The sequence below is a fragment of the Streptomyces sp. T12 genome (genome assembly GCF_028736035.1).
Taxonomy (GTDB): Bacteria; Actinomycetota; Actinomycetes; order Streptomycetales; family Streptomycetaceae; genus Streptomyces.
Genome location: NZ_CP117866.1, coordinates 9433957 through 9451195, shown reverse-complemented (window position 1 = coordinate 9451195; position 17239 = coordinate 9433957). Strand labels below are relative to the sequence as shown.

Here is a 17239-nt window from a genome sequence, read left to right as displayed (position 1 = left end):
CTGGCTCACCTCCTGGGGAGCAGCAAAGAACGGTGCCATTCGAAGAAAGCGGGGAGAACGGAACGAAGGACACGGAAAGCTGATATTCCACCGCGCAACGTGCCGATCCGGACGAGTTCATGTTCTGGAGCGTCCACGACCACCCGTACGGCCGCAACCGGGCGCTCGCCCGCGCGGACGGCGCTCAGGAGCGTGACCGCCGACTCCATGTCGACCGCGATTGCGCCGGTCGTGAGCAGATCGGACCGCTCCTGACCACGGACGACGTGATCGGAGCCGGTGAGCGGTCCGGTGTGGACGGTGCGGCCGGGAACGGCGCGCGCGAGCTCTTTGACGAGTAGGTCGGTCCCGACGCACGGAACGGTTCCCCCCGGATCCCGGGTCTCCTCGGCGACGACCAGATCGCCGGGGTGCATGCCGGGGGCGAGCCCCGCACAGAAGCCCGTGGCGAGCACGGCGGCCCCGCTGAGGGACGGGTCGGCCAGGACCCGGGTGACGGAGCGCTCGGCCGCCCGGGGCCCCATGCCGGTCCGCAGGACGGTGACCGGCCCGCCTGCGCCGCCGCGGTCGCTCGTGCGCAGGGCGAACTGCTCGATGCCGAGCGCGCAGGCGATCAGCAGCGGAGCCGCGGCGGGCTGTGGGCTCATCAGCCCCCCTTGGCCTCGGTGAGCGACTTCCCGGGCGCCCCGTTCGTGTGGGGCTTCTCGGCGAAGGGCTCTCCATGCACGTACCGGCCGAGCGCGGTGAGCGGGAACACCTGGCGGTAGAGGTGGTAGTTGATGGAGAAGTCCCAGGGGAAGCCGGTGCCGGTGAAGTACGGCTCGTCCCAGGAGCCGTCCTCGCGCTGAGTGGCCGCGAGCCACTCGATGCCGCGCTCGACGGCCTTGGAGTCCTTCTCCCCCGCGGCCAGCAGGGCCATCAGCGCCCACGCGGTCTGCGAGGCGGTCGAGGCGCCCTTGCCGCTCCACTCCTTGACGTACCTGTAGGAGCGCAGGTCCTCGCCCCAGCCGCCGTCGTCGTTCTGGACGGACTCCAGCCAGGTCACGGCTCGGCGGATCGCCGGGTGCGAGCCCGGGAACCCGGCCGCCACCAGGGCGGGTACGACCGACCCGGTGCCGTAGACGTAGTTGACGCCCCAGCGCCCGAACCACGAGCCGTCCGGCTCCTGTTCGGCGAGCAGCCACTGGATGCCGCGCCGGGTGCGCGGGTCGTGGGCGAGGCCCTCGACGGCGAGCATCTCGACGACGTGCGCGGTGACGTCCGCCGACGGCGGGTCGATGACCTCGCCGAAGTCGCAGAACGGCAGCCGGTTGGGGAAGGGGCTGGTGTTGTCGACGTCGAAGGCGCCCCACGCCCCGTTCCTCGACTGCATCCCGAGGTTCCAGCGCACCCCGCGCCCGATCGCCTTCTCCACCCGCTCCGGGTCGTGGTGCTTGACCCGGCGCAGAGCGAGGACCACCTCGGCGGTGTCGTCGATGTCGGGGTAGTTGTCGTTGTGGAACTCGAACGCCCAGCCACCGGGCGGCAGTTGGGGCCGCTTGACGGCCCAGTCGCCGGGCCGGACGATCTCCTCGCCCAGCATCCAGTCCGCGGCCTTGACGAGCTGCGGGTGGTCGGCGGGCACGCCGGCGTCCACGAGCGCGATGGTCGCGAGGCAGGTGTCCCAGACCGGCGACTGGCAGGCCTCGATCATCCGGGCCCCGTCCTCGCGCCAGACGGCGAAACGGTCCAGCGACGCCAACCCCTCACGCATGACGGGGTGTTCGAGGTCGTAGCCGAGCAGGTGCAGGGCGATGATCGAGTACACCGCCGGGGGCTGGATGCCGCCCCAGCAGCCGTCGTTCTCCTGCCGCTCGATGATCCAGCGGGCGGCGCTGTTCATGGCGGCTCTGCGCAGCCTGCGCGGGGCGACCTTGCGCAGCTGGTGCAGCGCCTTGTCGAGCCGCTGGAAGGCGCCGTCCCAACTGGCCGCCGGAGCAAGGGGCTTGGGCGGGTTGGGGTGGGCCGGGTCGGTGTGCAGTTCGTCGAGCGGGAAGGGCGCGGGCCGTACCGGGCGCTTCGCGGAGACGATCGTCAGCGGGACGATGGTCTGCCGGGCCCAGCAGCCGAAGTCGTAGATGTTGAGCGGGACCCACTGGGGGAAGTAGATGAGCTCCGGCGGGAGTTCGGGCAGGTCCTCCCACTTCCACCAGCCGAACAGGGCCAGCCAGATCCGGGTGAAGACCCGGGCGGCGGCGATGCCGCCCTGCTCGCGGATCCAGGCGGAGGCCTTGGCCATGTGCGGTGCGTCCGGCGCGTCGCCGGCGAGGCGGAGGGCGACGTACGCCTCGATGGTGGCGGAGAGTTCGCCCGGCGCGCCGTAGAAGGTGCCCCAGGTGCCGTCCTCGTGCTGCTCGCCGCGGATGAACAGGGCAGCGGCGTGGGTGGTCGGCTCGTCGCGGATGCCCAGGAACTGACGGAGCAGCAGGTCCTCGGCGTCCATGGTGACGTTCGTCTCGAGGTCGCCCTTCCACCAGCCCTGGGCGTCCTGCTTCGCCAGCAGGAAGTCGGTGGCGCGCTGGGTCGCGCGTACGGCGGCTTCGTACACCCCGGCCGCCCCGGGGTTTTCGGTGTCGGTGTCGCTGGCCGCGGCTGCCCGGGGCGGGAGTGCCCCGGTGCTTCCGTCGGTCGTCGCTGTCATGGCTTCCCCTTCGTGCAGTGCTCCAGGTAGTGCGTCTGCTGTGGGTCCGCCGTCGGCCGGTGCGCTGGTTCCCGCCACACCGGCCGGCGACTACGCGAGGGGTATTCGACCGATACTGATCATCTCTTTTCGCCCGGTGGTGATCATCTCTTCCGTACGACGACGAAGTCGGCGAGCGCCGTGAACTGCGCCCGCACCTGCTCGGGCATGTCGACGGCGTCGAGGGCCTCGACGGCGACGGCGTGCTGACGGCGCGCCTCTTCGGCGGTCCACTCGCGACCGCCCGCCTCCTCGATGAGGGCGGCGCGGGCCGCGAACTCCTCCTCGGAGAAGTTCTCGAAGTCGCTGCTCTTGGCGTCGGCGGTGAGGATCTCGCCGAGCCGCTCGGAGGCGGATCCGCCGGCCGCGAGCGCGGCCACGACCGGCAGGGACTTCTTGCGCTGGCGCAGGTCGCTCCAGGTCTGCTTGCCGGTGGAGACCGGGTCGCCCCAGATGCCGAGGAGGTCGTCGACGGCCTGGAAGGCGAGGCCCAGGTGGTAGCCGTACTTCTCCAGGGTGTCGGCGGTGCGGTCGTCCGCGCCGCCGAGCACCGCGCCGATGGAGCTGGCGCAGGCGAGCAGGGCGCCGGTCTTGTTGCCCTCCATCTCCAGGCACTCCTCGACGCTGACGCGGTCGCGGTGCTCGTAGGAGATGTCCTGGGCCTGACCGTCGATCAGGGCACGGCTCGCGGTGGTGAGGCGGCGGGTGGCGCGGCCGGCCTCGACGGTGCCGAGCTCCAGCAGGATCTCGTTGGCGAGGGCGAACAGGGCGTCGCCGACGAGGATCGCCTGAGCGGGGCCGTGCACCTTCCAGACGGTGTCGCGGTGGCGGCGCTGTTCGTCGCCGTCCATGAGGTCGTCGTGGAGGAGGGAGAAGTTGTGGACGAGTTCGACGGCGACGGCGCCGGGGATGCCGACCTCGGGCGCGGCGCCGGTGACCTCGGCGGAGAGCACCGCGAGGGCGGGGCGTACGGCCTTGCCGCCGTCGCCGGCCGTGGGGTTGCCGTCGGCGTCGATCCAGCCGAAGTGGTAGGCGGAAACGGTGTCCATGGGAGGGGCCAGGCGGTCGATCGCCGCCCGCAGTACCGGCGTGGCCAGGGTCCTACCGCGCTCCAGGAGCGCGGTCACGTCCACCGCGGTCTCTCGAGCGGCCTTCTCGGCCGGGGGCACAGTGGGCACAGTCTCTCCTCTTGTTGCGGTACCGGGGGTGCGGGGGCCTGCCGCCGTGCGCTGGTTCAGCATCACGCCGCCTCCTCGACGTCGAAGAGGTGGCTGGGGCGGGGCCGGCCCAGGGCGCTCAGCGCGGCGCCGGCCGCACTCACGCCACTGCGGACCGCACTCTCCATGGTCGCGGGCCACCCTGTGGCGGTCCACGCACCGGCCAGATAGAGGCCGGGGACTTTGGTACGGGCGCCGGGCCGCAGCCGCCCGACGCCGGGGGTGGGAGCGAACGTCGCGGTGCGCTCCCGGGTCACGAAGAAGTCCTTCACCTGCGCACCGCGCGTCCTGGGCAACAGCCGCTCCAGCTCGGGCAGATACCGCTCGCGCAGTGTGGCAACAGGTTCGTCGATCTCGTCCTGCGCGGCCGACTGGGACAGGGCGAGGTACTGCCCGTCCCGCAGCCCGGACGCGTCAGTCCGGTCGAACACCCACTGCACAGGGGTGCCGAGGGCCGCGAAGAACGGCCTGCCGAGCACCTTCCGGTCGTACACCACATGGACGTTGAGGATCGGCGCGGTGCCGATCTCCAGCAGCTGTTCGGGGGCGTCGAGCGCACCCTGGGGCAGCAGGTCGTACGCCTCGCGCTGGGCCACGGCGAGCACGACCGAGTCCGCCTGGAGCGTCTCGCCGGGAACCTGAACGCTCCAACGCCCGTTTTCGTCAGTAGAGATGGAGGTGACGCGTGTACGGACCTCGGTACGGACGCCCGCGGAGTCGAGCGCCTTGCGGGCCAGCCGGTCATGCAGTTCGCCCAGCGGGACGCGCGCCCATCCGATGTCGGCCGCGCCCGGGTCGGAGAGCAGACCGGTCTTGAACACCATCGCGGCGAGCCCCAGCGAGGCGTCGCCCGCGACCGCGTTGAGAGTGGCGACCCCGACCAGGTCCCACAGGGCCTCGACGGCACGCGCCGACTGACCGTGCGCGGCCAGCCAGCTGCCGAAGTCCTGTGCGTCCAGGCTCGGATCGGCGAGGTCGAGACCCTTGAGCGCGAGCGCGGCCCGGCCGACCTTGGCCCGCTCGGCGAGCGACAGATGCGGATACGTCGTCAGGCTCCGGCCCAGGTGCAGGGGTACGGGCAGTTCGTCGCGCCGCAGTCGGCCGAGCCGCCGCCCCTCGGGCCGCGCTACGTCGAGGACGGGCACGTCGAGACGATCCTGCAGCGGCGCCAGCGCCGTCCCCTCGATCCGGTCGAGGAACCAGCGGTAGGCGGTGCAGCAGCGCAGATACACGTGCTGACCGTTGTCGACGACCAGGTCGCCGCGCTGGAAGGAGAAGGCCAGGCCACCGAGCCTCGGCCTGCCCTCGATCAGGGTGACGCGCACTCCGGCGTCGGCGAGCGCGAGCGCGGCGGTGATGCCGGCGAGCCCGCCGCCGACCACGACGGCGTCCCTCGCGGGGCGTCCCGGGATGTCCGCGAGCGCTCCTTCGGACTCCATACCGTCGGTCATCGTGCACCCTCCCCTGTGCGACCGACGTGCCGGTGCTCGAACGGTGCACGGCCGGTCGTCTCAGTCAGGGACGCCGCCCGGCAGCGGAGGGTTGCCCGCCACTTTTCGCCGGGGGCATCACCTTGGACCGGAATGTCCATCAGGCACGCCTCCTGACGCTACGACGGGTCACATGCCGGGCGTCCAGACCGCTCAGGCCGCGCACGGCGACGTACGCCTTCTCCCGCCCCGGCAGGGAGACCCGGCCGCGCAGCACGGCCTCCGGGTCGCGCTCGATGCGGTCGAGGAGGCGGCGGTAGATGCCCGCCATGGCGGCGACACAGGCACCGCTGCGCCGGTCCAGCATGGGGAGCAGCCGGTAGCCCTCGGCGAAAAGGGCGCGGGCCCGACGCACTTCGAAGTGCACGAGGCCCGCGAAGTCGGAGCCCTCCGGTGGATTCGGCCCGCTGAAGCCGACCGAGCAGCCGAACTTGGCGAGGTCGTCGGAGGGCAGATAGGTGCGCCCTCCTTCGGCGTCCTCGCGGACGTCGCGCAGGATGTTGGTGAGCTGCAACGCGAGCCCGAGCGTGTCCGCGTACTCGGGCGCGCGCTCGGCGCCGCGCGCCCCGGGTTCCGTACCGAACACACCGAGCGAGAGCCGCCCGATGGCGCCCGCCACGCAGCGGCAGTAGACCTTCAGGTCGTCCCAGGTCTCGTAGGTCTCGCCGCGCACGTCCATCAGGACGCCGTCGATGAGCTCGTCCAGGCCGCCGAGCGGGATCGGGAAGGTGTCGGCGGCGTGAGCGAGGGCGACGGCCACGGGGTCGATGTCGTCCTCGTCGACCGCCCGGTCGCGGATCCGGGTCAGCAGCTCCCGGGTGTCCTCGAGCCTGCCGATCTTGACCTCGGCGGTCAGCGCGCCGTCGCCGATGTCGTCGACGCGGCGCGAGAACGCGTACAGCGCCGACATCGCGCGGCGCTTGGGCGTGGGCAGCAGCCTGATGCCGTAGGCGAAGTTACGGGCCTGCTGTCCGGTGACGGCCTCGCAGTAGCTGTAGGCGGCGAGTACCGGTGCGGACGCGTGTGGTGCAGACTCCACGGTCCGGATCACCCCTCTCCTCGCAGAGTCACGCCCACCTCACGCAGCAGCTGGAGCTTGCTGGCCTTGGGCGGGCCGGGAAGTACGTCGTATTCGGCGGCGGCGATCGCACGGATTGCCGCCCTTCCCCCCGCCACGAAACCCGCGAGCAGCAGCTTGAGCCTGCCGTGGACGCTACCCACCAGGGGGGTGCCTTCATTCAGGAGGTTCTGGGCACGTTCCGCTTCGTATGCAACCAGTGCGCGCACCGATGCGCCTGCTGTTTTTACCGCGAGATCGGTTTCCTCGACGTGGAAACGCTTCATGTCGTCCGCCGGCAGATAGATCCGGTCACGACCGAGGTCCTCGGCGACGTCCTGAAGGTGCTCGACGATCTGGAGCGCCGTGCACACCGCGTCGGAGCGGCGGATCCGCTCGGGGGTCTCGGTGCCGGTGACGGCGAGCACGAGACGGCCGACCGGGTTGGCGGACAGTTCGCAGTAGGCAAGGAGATCGTCGTAGGTCTCGTACCGGCCCACGAGCTGGTCCTGGCGGTTGGCGGCGATCAGGCCGAGGAAGGGCTCGGGGGTCAGCGAGCGGCGGCGGACGGTGGGCTGCAGACGGCGCAGCAAGGGGTGGCGCGGGGTGCCGTCGAAGGCACGGCGCAGGTCGGCCTCGAAGGCGTCGAGGAGGACGAGAGGGTCCTCGGCGTCCTCGGGCGACACGCCGAGCAGACGGGCGTCGGCACCGCCGGGTGCGAGATCGCCGTCGCCGATGTCGTCGACGAGGCGGGCGAAGCCGTAGACGGCCATGAGGTCGGTGCGCCAGGCCCTGGGCAGGAAGAACGGCGCCACGGGGAAGTTCTCCGCGGCGGCCTTGTCGAGCGTGCCGCGCTCCGGATCACCTGTGGGCGCGCTTGGTCCCGTCACCGCGGACTGCCCGGCGCGGGGACGGCACATGCTGCGTGGAGCTGGGGAGTTTCCGTAGCCATTGCCGTCACATCTCCCGTTCTACACCGCAGACCCAATGCACACTATTTCGGACACGCCGCCCGGCCGTCCGCGCCGCAGCCCGGAGAGAGGGGTGTCGCGCCTTATCGCCCCACTTGCCGCGTTTCGGTACCGGTACAGCTTACGTTGTACAACGGGGCGCGGCCCGTGCGGGTGTCCTGCACATCACAAGAACACACCGATTGGCGTCAAGATTCCTACGGCCGACCGGAGTTGACGTTTCCTTTGCAGACGCGGGGCCCCGCCGGGGCAGTTCCGGCGGGGCCCTGCGAAGCGTCCTGGGCCACACGGCCCATGTCCGGGTGGACTACTTGCCCGTGAACTTCTCGTACTCCTTGAGGACCTCGTCCGTCGGTCCGTCCATCCGCAGCTCGCCGCGTTCCAGCCACAGAACGCGGTTGCAGGTGTCGCGGATCGACTTGTTGTTGTGACTGACCAGAAACACGGTGCCGGCTTCCTTGCGCAGCTCGCGGATGCGTTCCTCGGAGCGCTTCTGGAACTTGCGGTCACCGGTGGCCAGCGCCTCGTCGATCATCAGGACGTCGTGGTCCTTGGCGGCGGCGATGGAGAAGCGCAGCCGGGCCGCCATGCCGGAGGAGTAGGTGCGCATCGGCAGGGTGATGAAGTCGCCCTTCTCGTTGATGCCGGAGAAGTCGACGATCTCCTGGTAGCGCTCCTTGATCTGCTCGCGGGTCATGCCCATGGCGAGCCCACCCAATATGACGTTGCGCTCGCCGGTCAGGTCGTTCATCAGGGCCGCGTTCACGCCCAGCAGCGAGGGCTGGCCGTCGGTGTAGACCTTGCCCTTCTCGGGCGGGAGCAGGCCGGCGATGGCGCGCAGCAGGGTGGACTTGCCGGAGCCGTTGGAGCCGATGAGGCCGATGGCCTCGCCGCGGTAGGCGGTGAAGGAGACGCCGCGGACGGCGTGCACCTTGCGCACCCCGCGCTCCTCGCCGCGCTTGACGATGCGGCTGAGGGCGGCGGTGGCGCTGCCCTTGCCGGTCTTGGCGCCGTTGACGCGGTAGACGATGTGCAGCTCGTCGGCGATGACGGTGGGGATGCGGTCCCCCGGGTTCTGCTCAGCCACGGCCGTACCTCTCCTCCGCCTTCCAGAAGTACACGAAGCCCCCGACGGCGAACAGCACGGCCCAGCCGAGCGCGGCCGCCCAGACGTGGTCGGGCAGGTTCGAGGAGCCGTAACCGTCGATGAGGGCGAAGCGCATCAGGTCCATGTAGATCGCGGCCGGGTTCCACTGCAGGACGGTCGCGATCCAGTCCGGCCGGTCCTTCAGCATGATCGGGATCGAGAACATCACGCCGGACGCGTACATCCACGTACGCATCACGAAGGGCATGAGCTGGGCCAGGTCCGGGGTCTTGGCACCCGCACGGGCCATGATCATCGCGAGGCCGGTGTTGAAGAGGAACTGCAGCACCAGCACCGGCACGATCAGCAGCCAGGACAGGCGCGGGTAGCTGCCGAAGCCGACGGCCACCACGAACAGCACGATCATCGAGAACAGCAGCTGCTGGAGCTGCTGGAGCGCGAAGGAGATCGGCAGCGAGGCGCGCGGGAAGTGCAGCGCGCGGACCAGGCCGAGGTTGCCGGAGATCGCGCGTACGCCCGCCATCACCGAGCTCTGGGTGAAGGTGAACACGAACACGCCGGTGACGAGGAACGGGATGTACACCTCGCGGTCCATGCCGCGGTCGGCCTTGAGGATGAGGCCGAAGATGAAGAAGTACACCGCCGCGTTCAGCAGTGGCGTGGCCACCTGCCAGAGCTGGCCGAGCTTCGCCTGGCTGTACTGAGCGGTCAGCTTCGCCCGCGAGAACGCGAGGATGAAGTGCCGCCGGTCCCAGAGCTGGCGGACGTACTCGAACAGCGAGGGGCGGGCGCCGCTCACGGACAGCCCGTACTTGGCGGCCAGCTGTGCCGCCGTGAGGCCCTCGTCGGGCGACGGAGGCGCGCTCACCGCGACTGAACCGTCGTGCGTTGTCTCACTCACCAGTTGAAACTTTCGTCTTCGAGATGCGCAGCCTGTGCGGGCCTGGCATGAACCCCCGGGCCCGGATACGGCCCGGTCGCTCTAAGGGTCGAGCTTGTCAGATGACGGGAGGTCGACCCAGTCGAGTCAGCCGCCACACCGTACGCCACTTCATGGGCCTGCGGGGACCGCACGGAGTGGTCCAGCCTTCCCTGAATCCGCCGAACCATGCCTTCAGGGCGGAGCGGGAGGGACGGCGCAGGAGGGTGAGCAGCATCCAGACGCCCAGATAGACCGGGACGAGGGGGGCGGGGAGGTTGCGGCGGGCGAGCCAGACGCGGTTGCGGGCGACCATGCGGTGGTAGACCGCGTGCCGGGAGGGCGCCGTCGTCGGGTGGTACAGCACCATGTCGGACCGGTAGTCGATCATCCAGCCCGCGTCGAGGGCCCGCCATGCCAGGTCGGTTTCCTCATGGGCGTAGAAGAACTCGTCCGGCAGCCCGCCGACCTCGGCGAAGACCTGGGTGCGGACGGCGTTGGCGCCGCCGAGGAAGGTGGTGACCCGGGAGGAGCGCATCGGGTCGGAGGCGCGCAGCCGGGGGACGTGGCGGCGCTGGGTGACGCCGGTGTCCGGGTCGGCGATGCGGAAGCTGATGATGCCGAGCTTGGGGTCGGCGGCGAAGGCCTCGCGGCACAGCTCCGCGGTGTCGTGGTGGGCGAGGAGGCCGTCGTCGTCGAGGAACAGCAGTACGTCGACATCGCGCCCGCTGGGGCCGAAGGCCTCGATGCCGACGTTGCGGCCGCCGGGGATGCCGAGGTTCTCGGGCAGCTCGATCGTGCGGACGCCTTCGGGGACGTCGGGCACCGGGGAGCCGTTGCCGACCACGACGACCTGGACCGGGTCGCCGTCCTGCTTGGCGACCGAGTCGAGCAGGGCACGGAGCTCGTCGGGGCGGTTGCCCATGGTGATGATCACCGCGCCGACCTTCATGCCGCTCACTTCAGCCTGCTCGAAGCGAGGATGGACACGAGGTGCAGCAGGGTCTGCAGCAGCGCGATACCCGCCAGCACCGCGACGCCGAGCCGGGTGAAGAACAGGTCACCGCGGGCCTGGTCGGCGATCGCCAGCACCAGGATCAGCAAGGACGCCTCGATGCCGAGGACCAGGCGGTGGAACTTGAGCGCGGCGGCGGCCTTGCGGGCCAGCGCCATGCCGGAGGAGCGCATCTCGGAGGCGGCCTCCTTGACCGGAGCCAGCCCGTTCTGGTGCCGGGCGACACCGACGAGGTCGGTCTCCGCCTTGATCAGGATCGCGCCGAGCGCGGCCAGGGTGCCGAGGAACGCCCACAGCCAGTCGATACGGCCGCTGCCCCACAGGTCGGCGGCGCGCAGACCGAAGCCGACGAGGACCGCGGCGTCGGTGAGGTAGGCGCCGACCCGGTCCATGTAGACCCCGCCGAGCGAGTACTGCTTCCTCCAGCGCGCGATCTCGCCGTCGACGCAGTCCAGCAGCAGGTAGAGCTGGACCATGACCACGCCGAGCACCGCCCCCGGGATCCCCGGCACCAGGAGTGCCGGGGCCGCGAGGACACCACAGACGGTCATCAGGTACGTGAGCTGGTTGGGCGTGACCCTGGTGTTCACCAGATAGCGGTCGACCCGCAGGGACACCTCACGCATGTAGAGGCGTCCCATCCAGTGCTCACCGCTGCGCCGGTCCTTCACCCCCGCGGGGTGAACGACGGGGCGGAGTTCAGCTACCGATGGCCTTGACATAGTCGGCGTAGATGTCCTTGATCTGGTCGGTGGTCAGGTCGAGGTGTTCGAGGATCGTGTAGCGGCCGGGCCGGGTCTGCGGAGCGAACTCCACGACACGGACGAACTCTTCGTCCGTGAAGCCGATCTCCTCCGGCAGTACCGGCAGCCCGTGCCGACGCAGCACCTCGGCCATGTAGGCCGACTCCTCGTGGGCCCCGCGCAGGTACATCGCGAAGGCCGCACCCAGTCCGCACTGCTCGCCGTGGGCGGCCGCGCGCCTGGGGAACAGCAGGTCGAAGGCGTGGTTGATCTCGTGGCACGCCCCGGAGGACGGGCGGGAGTCGCCCGACACCGACATGGCGATACCGCTGAGGACCAGCGCCTCCGCCAGCACCTGCAGGAAGTTGGTGTCCCCTATGCCGCCGGGGTGCCGGAGTACCGCCTCGCCGGCCTGCCGGGCGATCGCGGCGGCGAGGCCGTCGATCTTCTCGCCGTTGACGCGGTTGGCGAGTTCCCAGTCCGCGATCGCGGAGATGTTGGAGATGGCGTCGCCGATGCCGGCGCGCACGAAGCGTGCCGGAGCGTCGTGGATGACGTCCAGGTCGATGACGACCGCGATCGGGTTCGGCACACCGTAGGAGCCGCGGCCCGCGTCGTTGTCGAGGGTGGCGACCGGCGAGCACAGACCGTCGTGCGCGAGGTTCGTCGGTACGGCGACCAGGGGCAGGCCGACGCGCGCCGCGGCGAACTTGGCACAGTCGATGATCTTGCCGCCGCCGAGCCCGACGACCGCGTCGTAGTGGCCGGCCTTTATGTCACTGGCCAGCCGGATCGCGTCGTCCAGGGTGCCGCCGCCGACCTCGTACCAGCTGGCGCCGGGCAGCGCGGGAGCGAGCCGCTCCTTGAGCCGGGCGCCGGAACCGTTGCTGACCGCGACGGCCAGCTTGCCGGAGTGCGAGATGCGTTCGTCGGCGAGCACACCGCCCAGGTCGTCGAGGGCACCCGGGCGGATGTCCACGACGACCGGCGAGGGAATGAGCCGGGTCAGTACTGGCACGCGATCTCCCGTCCACGGGCGAGATCGTCATGGTTGTCGATCTCCACCCACTTGACGTCGCCGATCGGCGCCACGTCGATGCGGAAGCCGCGGTTCACGAGCTCCTGGTAGCCGTGCTCGTAGAACTGCTGCGGGTCGGTCTCCCACACGGTCTTCAGGGCGTCGGCCAGCTCGGGGGCGGCGTCGCCCTCGATGAGGGTGACGCCGATGTACTCGCCGGTGGCCTCGGCGGGATCCATCAGCTTGGTGATCTTCGTCATGCCCTTCTCGGGGTCGACGACGACCTTCATCTCCTCGTCGGCCAGGCTCTTCACCGTGTCCAGGGCGAGGATGATCTTCTTGCCGTCGCCGCGGGCGGCGAGCAGCGTCTTCTCGACGGAGACCGGGTGGACGGTGTCGCCGTTGGCGAGGATCACGCCGTCCTTGAGGGCGTCACGGCCGCACCACAGGGAGTAGGCGTTGTTCCACTCCTCGGCCTTGTCGTTGTCGATGAGCGTGAGCTTCAGGCCGTACTTCTGCTCCAGCGCTTCCTTGCGCTCGTAGACGGCCTCCTTGCGGTAGCCGACGATGATCGCGACCTCGGTCAGACCGATCTCGGCGAAGTTGCCGAGGGTCAGATCGAGAACCGTGGGTTCGCCCTCTATGCCCGCGGGCCCCACCGGCACCAGAGCCTTGGGAAGGCTGTCGGTGTAGGGGCGCAGACGCCGTCCGGCGCCGGCCGCCAGCACGAGGCCGATCATGCGGGTTCTCCTTCATCGTGTACGGCGGGCGCCCCGGAGGACACCCAGAAGCGGATGCTCTCGACGAGCACCACGAGGGCCACGGCCACGGCGAGGGCCGTGAGCGCGACCTTGAACTGCGAGGCGGTGAGCGCGGCGGCCAGGACGGTGACGAGCAGCGTCCGCCCTTCGTGCCCCCCGATGGAGCGCACCAGCCAGGCCGGGGGCGCTCCGGCGTTGCCGCGGATGCGGTACACCGTGTCGTAGTGATGGTAGGCGACAGCCGCCACCAGGCCGAAAGCCGCAGGAAGGGCTCCGTTCACCTCGGATTTGGCCGCGAGGATCAGGACGGTGCCGTATTCGGCGGCACGGAAGACGGGCGGGACGAGCCAGTCGAGGGCGCCCTTGAGGGGGCGGTACAGGGCCTGACCGGCGGTGATCGCGTAGACGACGGCACCCGCGACGGGTGCCCAGGTCGCCCCGGAGAACAGGGACACGGCGAGGACGGCCGTCCCGCCCAGCGCGACCAGCAGCGGGGCGCCGAGCACGGCACGCGTGACACGGGCCACGAAGGAGGCCAGGGGCCCGTTGTCCGCGAGGTCCACCAGCGCCTGCGCGGCCCGGGCCGTACGCCTGGCCTTCCGCGTCACCGACCGCAGGACCCGGCCCGCCGTCGTGTACGTCGCCGCGAAGGCGCAGCCGATGAGCAGCGCGTAGAAGGTGATCCGAGGAGTGGTGACCGCCGTCAGCACCGCGATCATCGCCCAGCGCTCGCCGATCGGCAGGACGATCATCCGGCGCACCCACACCGTCCAGCCGACGCTGTCGAGCTTGTCGGACAGGGCGGCGGTGGGGCTGGTGTTGGCGGTGGCGTCGTGGTTGGCCTCGTTGAAGGAGAAGTCCACGACGTGCCGGCAGGTCTGCAGGACCATCGCGCCGAGGGCGAGGGCCCAGACGTCGTCGCCGCCGCGGGCGGCGCCGAGGGCGAGGCCGGCGTAGTAGGCGTACTCCTTGGCCCGGTCGAAGGTGGCGTCGAGCCAGGCACCGAGCGTGGAGTACTGCAGGGAGTAGCGGGCGAGCTGGCCGTCGGTGCAGTCCAGCACGAACGAGAAGATCAGCAGGACGCCCGCCGCGATGAAGCCGCCCCGGGTGCCGGTGGCCGCGCAGCCCGCCGCGATGAGCGCGGTGATCAGGGAGGCGGTGGTGACCTGGTTCGGGGTCAGGCCACGGCGGGCGCACCAGCGGGCGATGTAGCGGGAGTACGGGCTGATGAAGAAGGTGGTGAAGAAGCCGTCGCGGGACTTCACCGCCGACTTCAGACGTACGGCCTCGTCGTCGACGGCGGCGACGGCCTGCCGTGCCTCGTTGCGGGCCTGGGGGTCGGCCGGGACGGTGGCGACCAGGCTGCCTAGCTCGGGGCGCTGGACGTCGGTGCCTTCGTCGTCGAGGGCGGCGACGATGCGGTCGGCGAGGCTGTCGACGGCCACCGCCGTCCCGCCGCCCGCGGAGTTCTCGCGGGCCATGGCGCGGGTCAGCGCCTGGCGGCCGGCCGGCTGGGCCGTCACGGCGCCCTGGACGGCGGCCAGCGGGAAGCGGGGGTCGGTCAGGCCGAGGCGCAGCGCGTGCAGGTGGCCGACGAAGCGGGCGTCGACGACGGCGACCCGCTGGTCACCGGGCACCTGGGCGAGGAGCGTCTCGGCGTCGGCCGGGTCGGCGGCGACCCGCACGTCGTAGCCGAGGGACCGCAGATCGCCCTCGATCGACGATCCGGGGACCGGCGGACCGGTCAGGATGGCGGTCGACAACCGAACTCACTCCCTGGGTACCGGCGTGTCCGGCCGGTCATGTGCATGTGTGGGGGCGCCCGTTACCGAGGGCCCGGGCGGCATGTCGGCAGAGGCTATCGGATTGACGCAAGCCGACGTTCACCACCCGTTTGGCGGAGCGATCAACGTGGTTTTCCCAGAGCATTGCCGCGATCATCATCGGGGATTTCGGGTCCTGCCTACAAACCCGTACTCACAGACGGGACATCAAGGACATTGGTTCCACCGCCTGTACCTCGGCATAGGGTGAACGACCATGACATGGCTGATCACCGGCGGAGCCGGCTACATAGGGGCACATGTGGCGCGGGCCATGACCGACGCCGGGGAGCGTGTCCTCGTACTGGACGACCTCTCGGCCGGACATCCCGCGCGGCTGCCTTCGGGCATCCCGCTCGTCGAGGGCTCGTCGCTGGACGGTGACCTGCTGAAGCGGGTGCTGGCCGAGCACGCGGTGACGGGTGTGGTGCATCTCGCCGCGCGCAAGCAGGTCGGGGAGTCCGTGGCGCAGCCGACGCGCTACTACCGGGAGAACGTGGGCGGTCTCACCACGCTCCTGGAGGCGGTCGCCGAGGCGGGGATCAAGCGGTTCGTGTTCTCGTCGTCCGCCGCCGTCTACGGCAACCCCGATGTGGATCTCATCACGGAGGACACCGAGTGCGCGCCGGTGAACCCGTACGGCGAGACCAAGCTCGCCGGTGAGTGGCTGGTGAGGGCGGCGGGCCGGGCGCACGGCATCGCGACCGTGTGCCTGCGTTATTTCAACGTCGCGGGCGCCGCCGCGCCCGAGCTGGCGGACACGGGCGTCTTCAACATCGTCCCCATGGTCTTCGACCGGCTCACCCGCGACGAGGCCCCGCGAATCTTCGGCGACGACTATCCGACGCCGGACGGCACCTGCATCCGCGACTACATCCATGTCGCGGACCTCGCCGAGGCGCACCTGGCGGCGGCACGGCGGCTCACCGCGGCGGACGCGAGCGGTGATCTGACGGTCAACATCGGTCGCGGCGAGGGCGTCTCCGTCCGCGAGCTGATCACCGTCATCGGCGAGGTCACCGGTGACCGGCGCCCCGCCGTCATCGAGGCCCGGCGCCCCGGGGACGCCCCGCGCGCGGTCGCCTCGGCCGCGCTGGCCGCCGAGGAGCTCGGCTGGACGGCTCGGCGCGGGGTACGCGAGATGGTGGAGTCGGCGTGGCAGGGGTGGCTGCTGCACCACGGCGGCTGATCAGCGGCCGATCATGCGCACAGCCCTGACCTGCGCATCGTTTCCGCAGGTCAGGGCACATGACAACGGTGTTCAGTGCCGCGTTGCCCGATACCCCCCGCCCGTAGTTCACTGTGATCCCGGACGGAAGTTCCGATCGTCGGACGGACCACAGAAGGGCGGCTTTCTCATGGGGGCTGGGCACGATCACGGGCACGCGCACTCGCACGCGCCCACGACCGGCACGGCGGCGGCCGCGTATCGCGGAAGGCTGCGCGTCGCCCTGTCGATCACGCTCGGCGTCATGGTGGTCGAGATCGTCGGCGGTGTGGCCGCGGACTCGCTCGCTCTGATCGCGGACGCGGCGCACATGGCGACGGACGCGCTCGGCCTGGGCATGGCCCTGCTCGCCATCCACTTCGCGAACCGGCCGCCGAGCACGACGCGCACCTTCGGCTACGCCCGCGCGGAGATCCTCGCCGCCCTCGCCAACTGCGTGCTGCTGCTCGGCGTCGGCGGCTACGTCCTGTACGAGGCGATCCAGCGGTTCTTCACGCCCGCGGACACCGAGGGCGGCCTGATGATCGTGTTCGGTGCGATCGGCCTGGTCGCGAACATGATCTCGCTGACGCTGCTGATGCGCGGCCAGAAGGAGAGCCTGAACGTGCGCGGCGCCTTCCTGGAGGTGGCCGCGGACGCGCTGGGCTCGCTGGCGGTGCTGATCTCGGCGGCGGTGATCCTGGCCACCGGCTGGCAGACCGCCGACCCGATCGCCTCGCTGGTCATCGGCCTGATGATCGTGCCGCGCACCTTCAAACTGCTGCGCGAGACCCTCGACGTGCTGCTGGAGTCGGCCCCCAAGAACGTCGACATGGCTCAGGTGCGGGCCCACATACTCGCCCTCGACGGCGTCGAGGACGTCCACGATCTGCACGCCTGGACGATCACGTCCGGCATGCCGGTGCTGTCGGCGCACGTGGTGGTGCGCTCCGACGTCCTGAACGCGATCGGCCACGAGAAGATGCTGCACGAGCTCCAGGGCTGTCTCGGCGACCACTTCGACGTGGAGCACTGCACCTTCCAGCTGGAGCCGGTCGGGCACGCGGAGCACGAGGCCCGGCTCTGCCACTGAAACAACCGTACGGTCCGCACTGAAACAACCGTACGGTCCGATAAAACGCCAGTACGGGTGGAATGCAGCGATCCGGTGGTCGGTTGCGTCCTCATGCT

The 17239-nt window shown here is 70.5% G+C and carries 16 protein-coding genes; 2 read left to right on the top strand and 14 right to left on the bottom strand.

The features are described 5' to 3' along the window. Positions 1 to 5 precede the first annotated feature (5 nt). From PBV52_RS42365 to PBV52_RS42300, 14 genes are all read right to left on the bottom strand, one after another. Positions 6 to 647, bottom strand: a complete 642-nt coding sequence (locus PBV52_RS42365) for a 1-hydroxy-2-methyl-2-butenyl 4-diphosphate reductase (protein ID WP_274246378.1) — start codon at positions 645 to 647, stop codon at positions 6 to 8. After that, a complete protein-coding gene (gene shc, locus PBV52_RS42360; RefSeq protein WP_274246376.1) occupies positions 647 to 2680 on the bottom strand; it encodes a squalene--hopene cyclase in 2034 nt (677 codons plus the stop codon). Before shc ends, PBV52_RS42365 begins: the two co-directional genes overlap by 1 nt. Positions 2681 to 2823: 143 nt before the next feature. Then, on the bottom strand, positions 2824 to 3960 hold the full coding sequence (locus PBV52_RS42355) for a polyprenyl synthetase family protein (protein WP_274246374.1): 1137 nt from the start codon (positions 3958 to 3960) through the stop codon (positions 2824 to 2826). Then, entirely contained in the window at positions 3960 to 5387 is a 1428-nt protein-coding gene (hpnE, locus tag PBV52_RS42350; protein ID WP_373921974.1) for a hydroxysqualene dehydroxylase HpnE, read from the bottom strand. The genes PBV52_RS42355 and hpnE overlap by 1 nt, the downstream gene beginning before the upstream one ends. Beyond that, on the bottom strand, positions 5384 to 5527 hold the full coding sequence (locus tag PBV52_RS42345; protein WP_274246372.1) for a DUF6380 family protein: 144 nt from the start codon (positions 5525 to 5527) through the stop codon (positions 5384 to 5386). The genes hpnE and PBV52_RS42345 overlap by 4 nt, the downstream gene beginning before the upstream one ends. Then, on the bottom strand, positions 5527 to 6477 hold the full coding sequence (gene hpnD / locus PBV52_RS42340) for a presqualene diphosphate synthase HpnD (RefSeq protein WP_274246371.1): 951 nt from the start codon (positions 6475 to 6477) through the stop codon (positions 5527 to 5529). Before hpnD ends, PBV52_RS42345 begins: the two co-directional genes overlap by 1 nt. Then, positions 6474 to 7403, bottom strand: coding sequence for a squalene synthase HpnC (gene hpnC, locus PBV52_RS42335; protein ID WP_373921973.1), 930 nt, complete (start codon positions 7401 to 7403; stop codon positions 6474 to 6476). The genes hpnD and hpnC overlap by 4 nt, the downstream gene beginning before the upstream one ends. 358 nt (positions 7404 to 7761) lie before the next feature. Next, a complete protein-coding gene (locus PBV52_RS42330; protein ID WP_274246366.1) occupies positions 7762 to 8541 on the bottom strand; it encodes an ABC transporter ATP-binding protein in 780 nt (259 codons plus the stop codon). Continuing rightward, positions 8534 to 9463: an ABC transporter permease gene (locus tag PBV52_RS42325; RefSeq protein ID WP_274246364.1), complete on the bottom strand. Its 930-nt coding sequence runs from the start codon at positions 9461 to 9463 to the stop codon at positions 8534 to 8536. Before PBV52_RS42325 ends, PBV52_RS42330 begins: the two co-directional genes overlap by 8 nt. A 97-nt stretch (positions 9464 to 9560) precedes the next feature. Then, on the bottom strand, positions 9561 to 10433 hold the full coding sequence (locus PBV52_RS42320) for a glycosyltransferase family 2 protein (RefSeq protein WP_274249916.1): 873 nt from the start codon (positions 10431 to 10433) through the stop codon (positions 9561 to 9563). A gap of 5 nt (positions 10434 to 10438) precedes the next feature. Next, positions 10439 to 11218, bottom strand: a complete 780-nt coding sequence (locus PBV52_RS42315) for a CDP-alcohol phosphatidyltransferase family protein (protein ID WP_274246362.1) — start codon at positions 11216 to 11218, stop codon at positions 10439 to 10441. Then, entirely contained in the window at positions 11196 to 12257 is a 1062-nt protein-coding gene (locus PBV52_RS42310; protein ID WP_274246360.1) for an iron-containing alcohol dehydrogenase family protein, read from the bottom strand. Before PBV52_RS42310 ends, PBV52_RS42315 begins: the two co-directional genes overlap by 23 nt. Beyond that, positions 12245 to 12997 (bottom strand): sugar phosphate nucleotidyltransferase, encoded by a 753-nt coding sequence (locus tag PBV52_RS42305; RefSeq protein WP_048580884.1) that lies wholly within the window; start codon positions 12995 to 12997, stop codon positions 12245 to 12247. The genes PBV52_RS42310 and PBV52_RS42305 overlap by 13 nt, the downstream gene beginning before the upstream one ends. Continuing rightward, complete coding sequence (locus tag PBV52_RS42300) at positions 12994 to 14781, bottom strand: DUF5941 domain-containing protein (protein ID WP_274246357.1); 1788 nt, start codon at positions 14779 to 14781, stop codon at positions 12994 to 12996. Before PBV52_RS42300 ends, PBV52_RS42305 begins: the two co-directional genes overlap by 4 nt. 277 nt (positions 14782 to 15058) lie before the next feature. Here PBV52_RS42300 and galE point away from each other — a divergent pair, with 277 nt between their 5' ends. Then, positions 15059 to 16030: a UDP-glucose 4-epimerase GalE gene (gene galE, locus PBV52_RS42295; RefSeq protein ID WP_274246356.1), complete on the top strand. Its 972-nt coding sequence runs from the start codon at positions 15059 to 15061 to the stop codon at positions 16028 to 16030. Between the two features lie 169 nt (positions 16031 to 16199). Beyond that, the gene (locus tag PBV52_RS42290) at positions 16200 to 17141 is read left to right on the top strand and encodes a cation diffusion facilitator family transporter (RefSeq protein ID WP_274246355.1); all 942 of its coding nucleotides are present in this window, start codon (positions 16200 to 16202) and stop codon (positions 17139 to 17141) included. Positions 17142 to 17239: the final 98 nt, after the last annotated feature.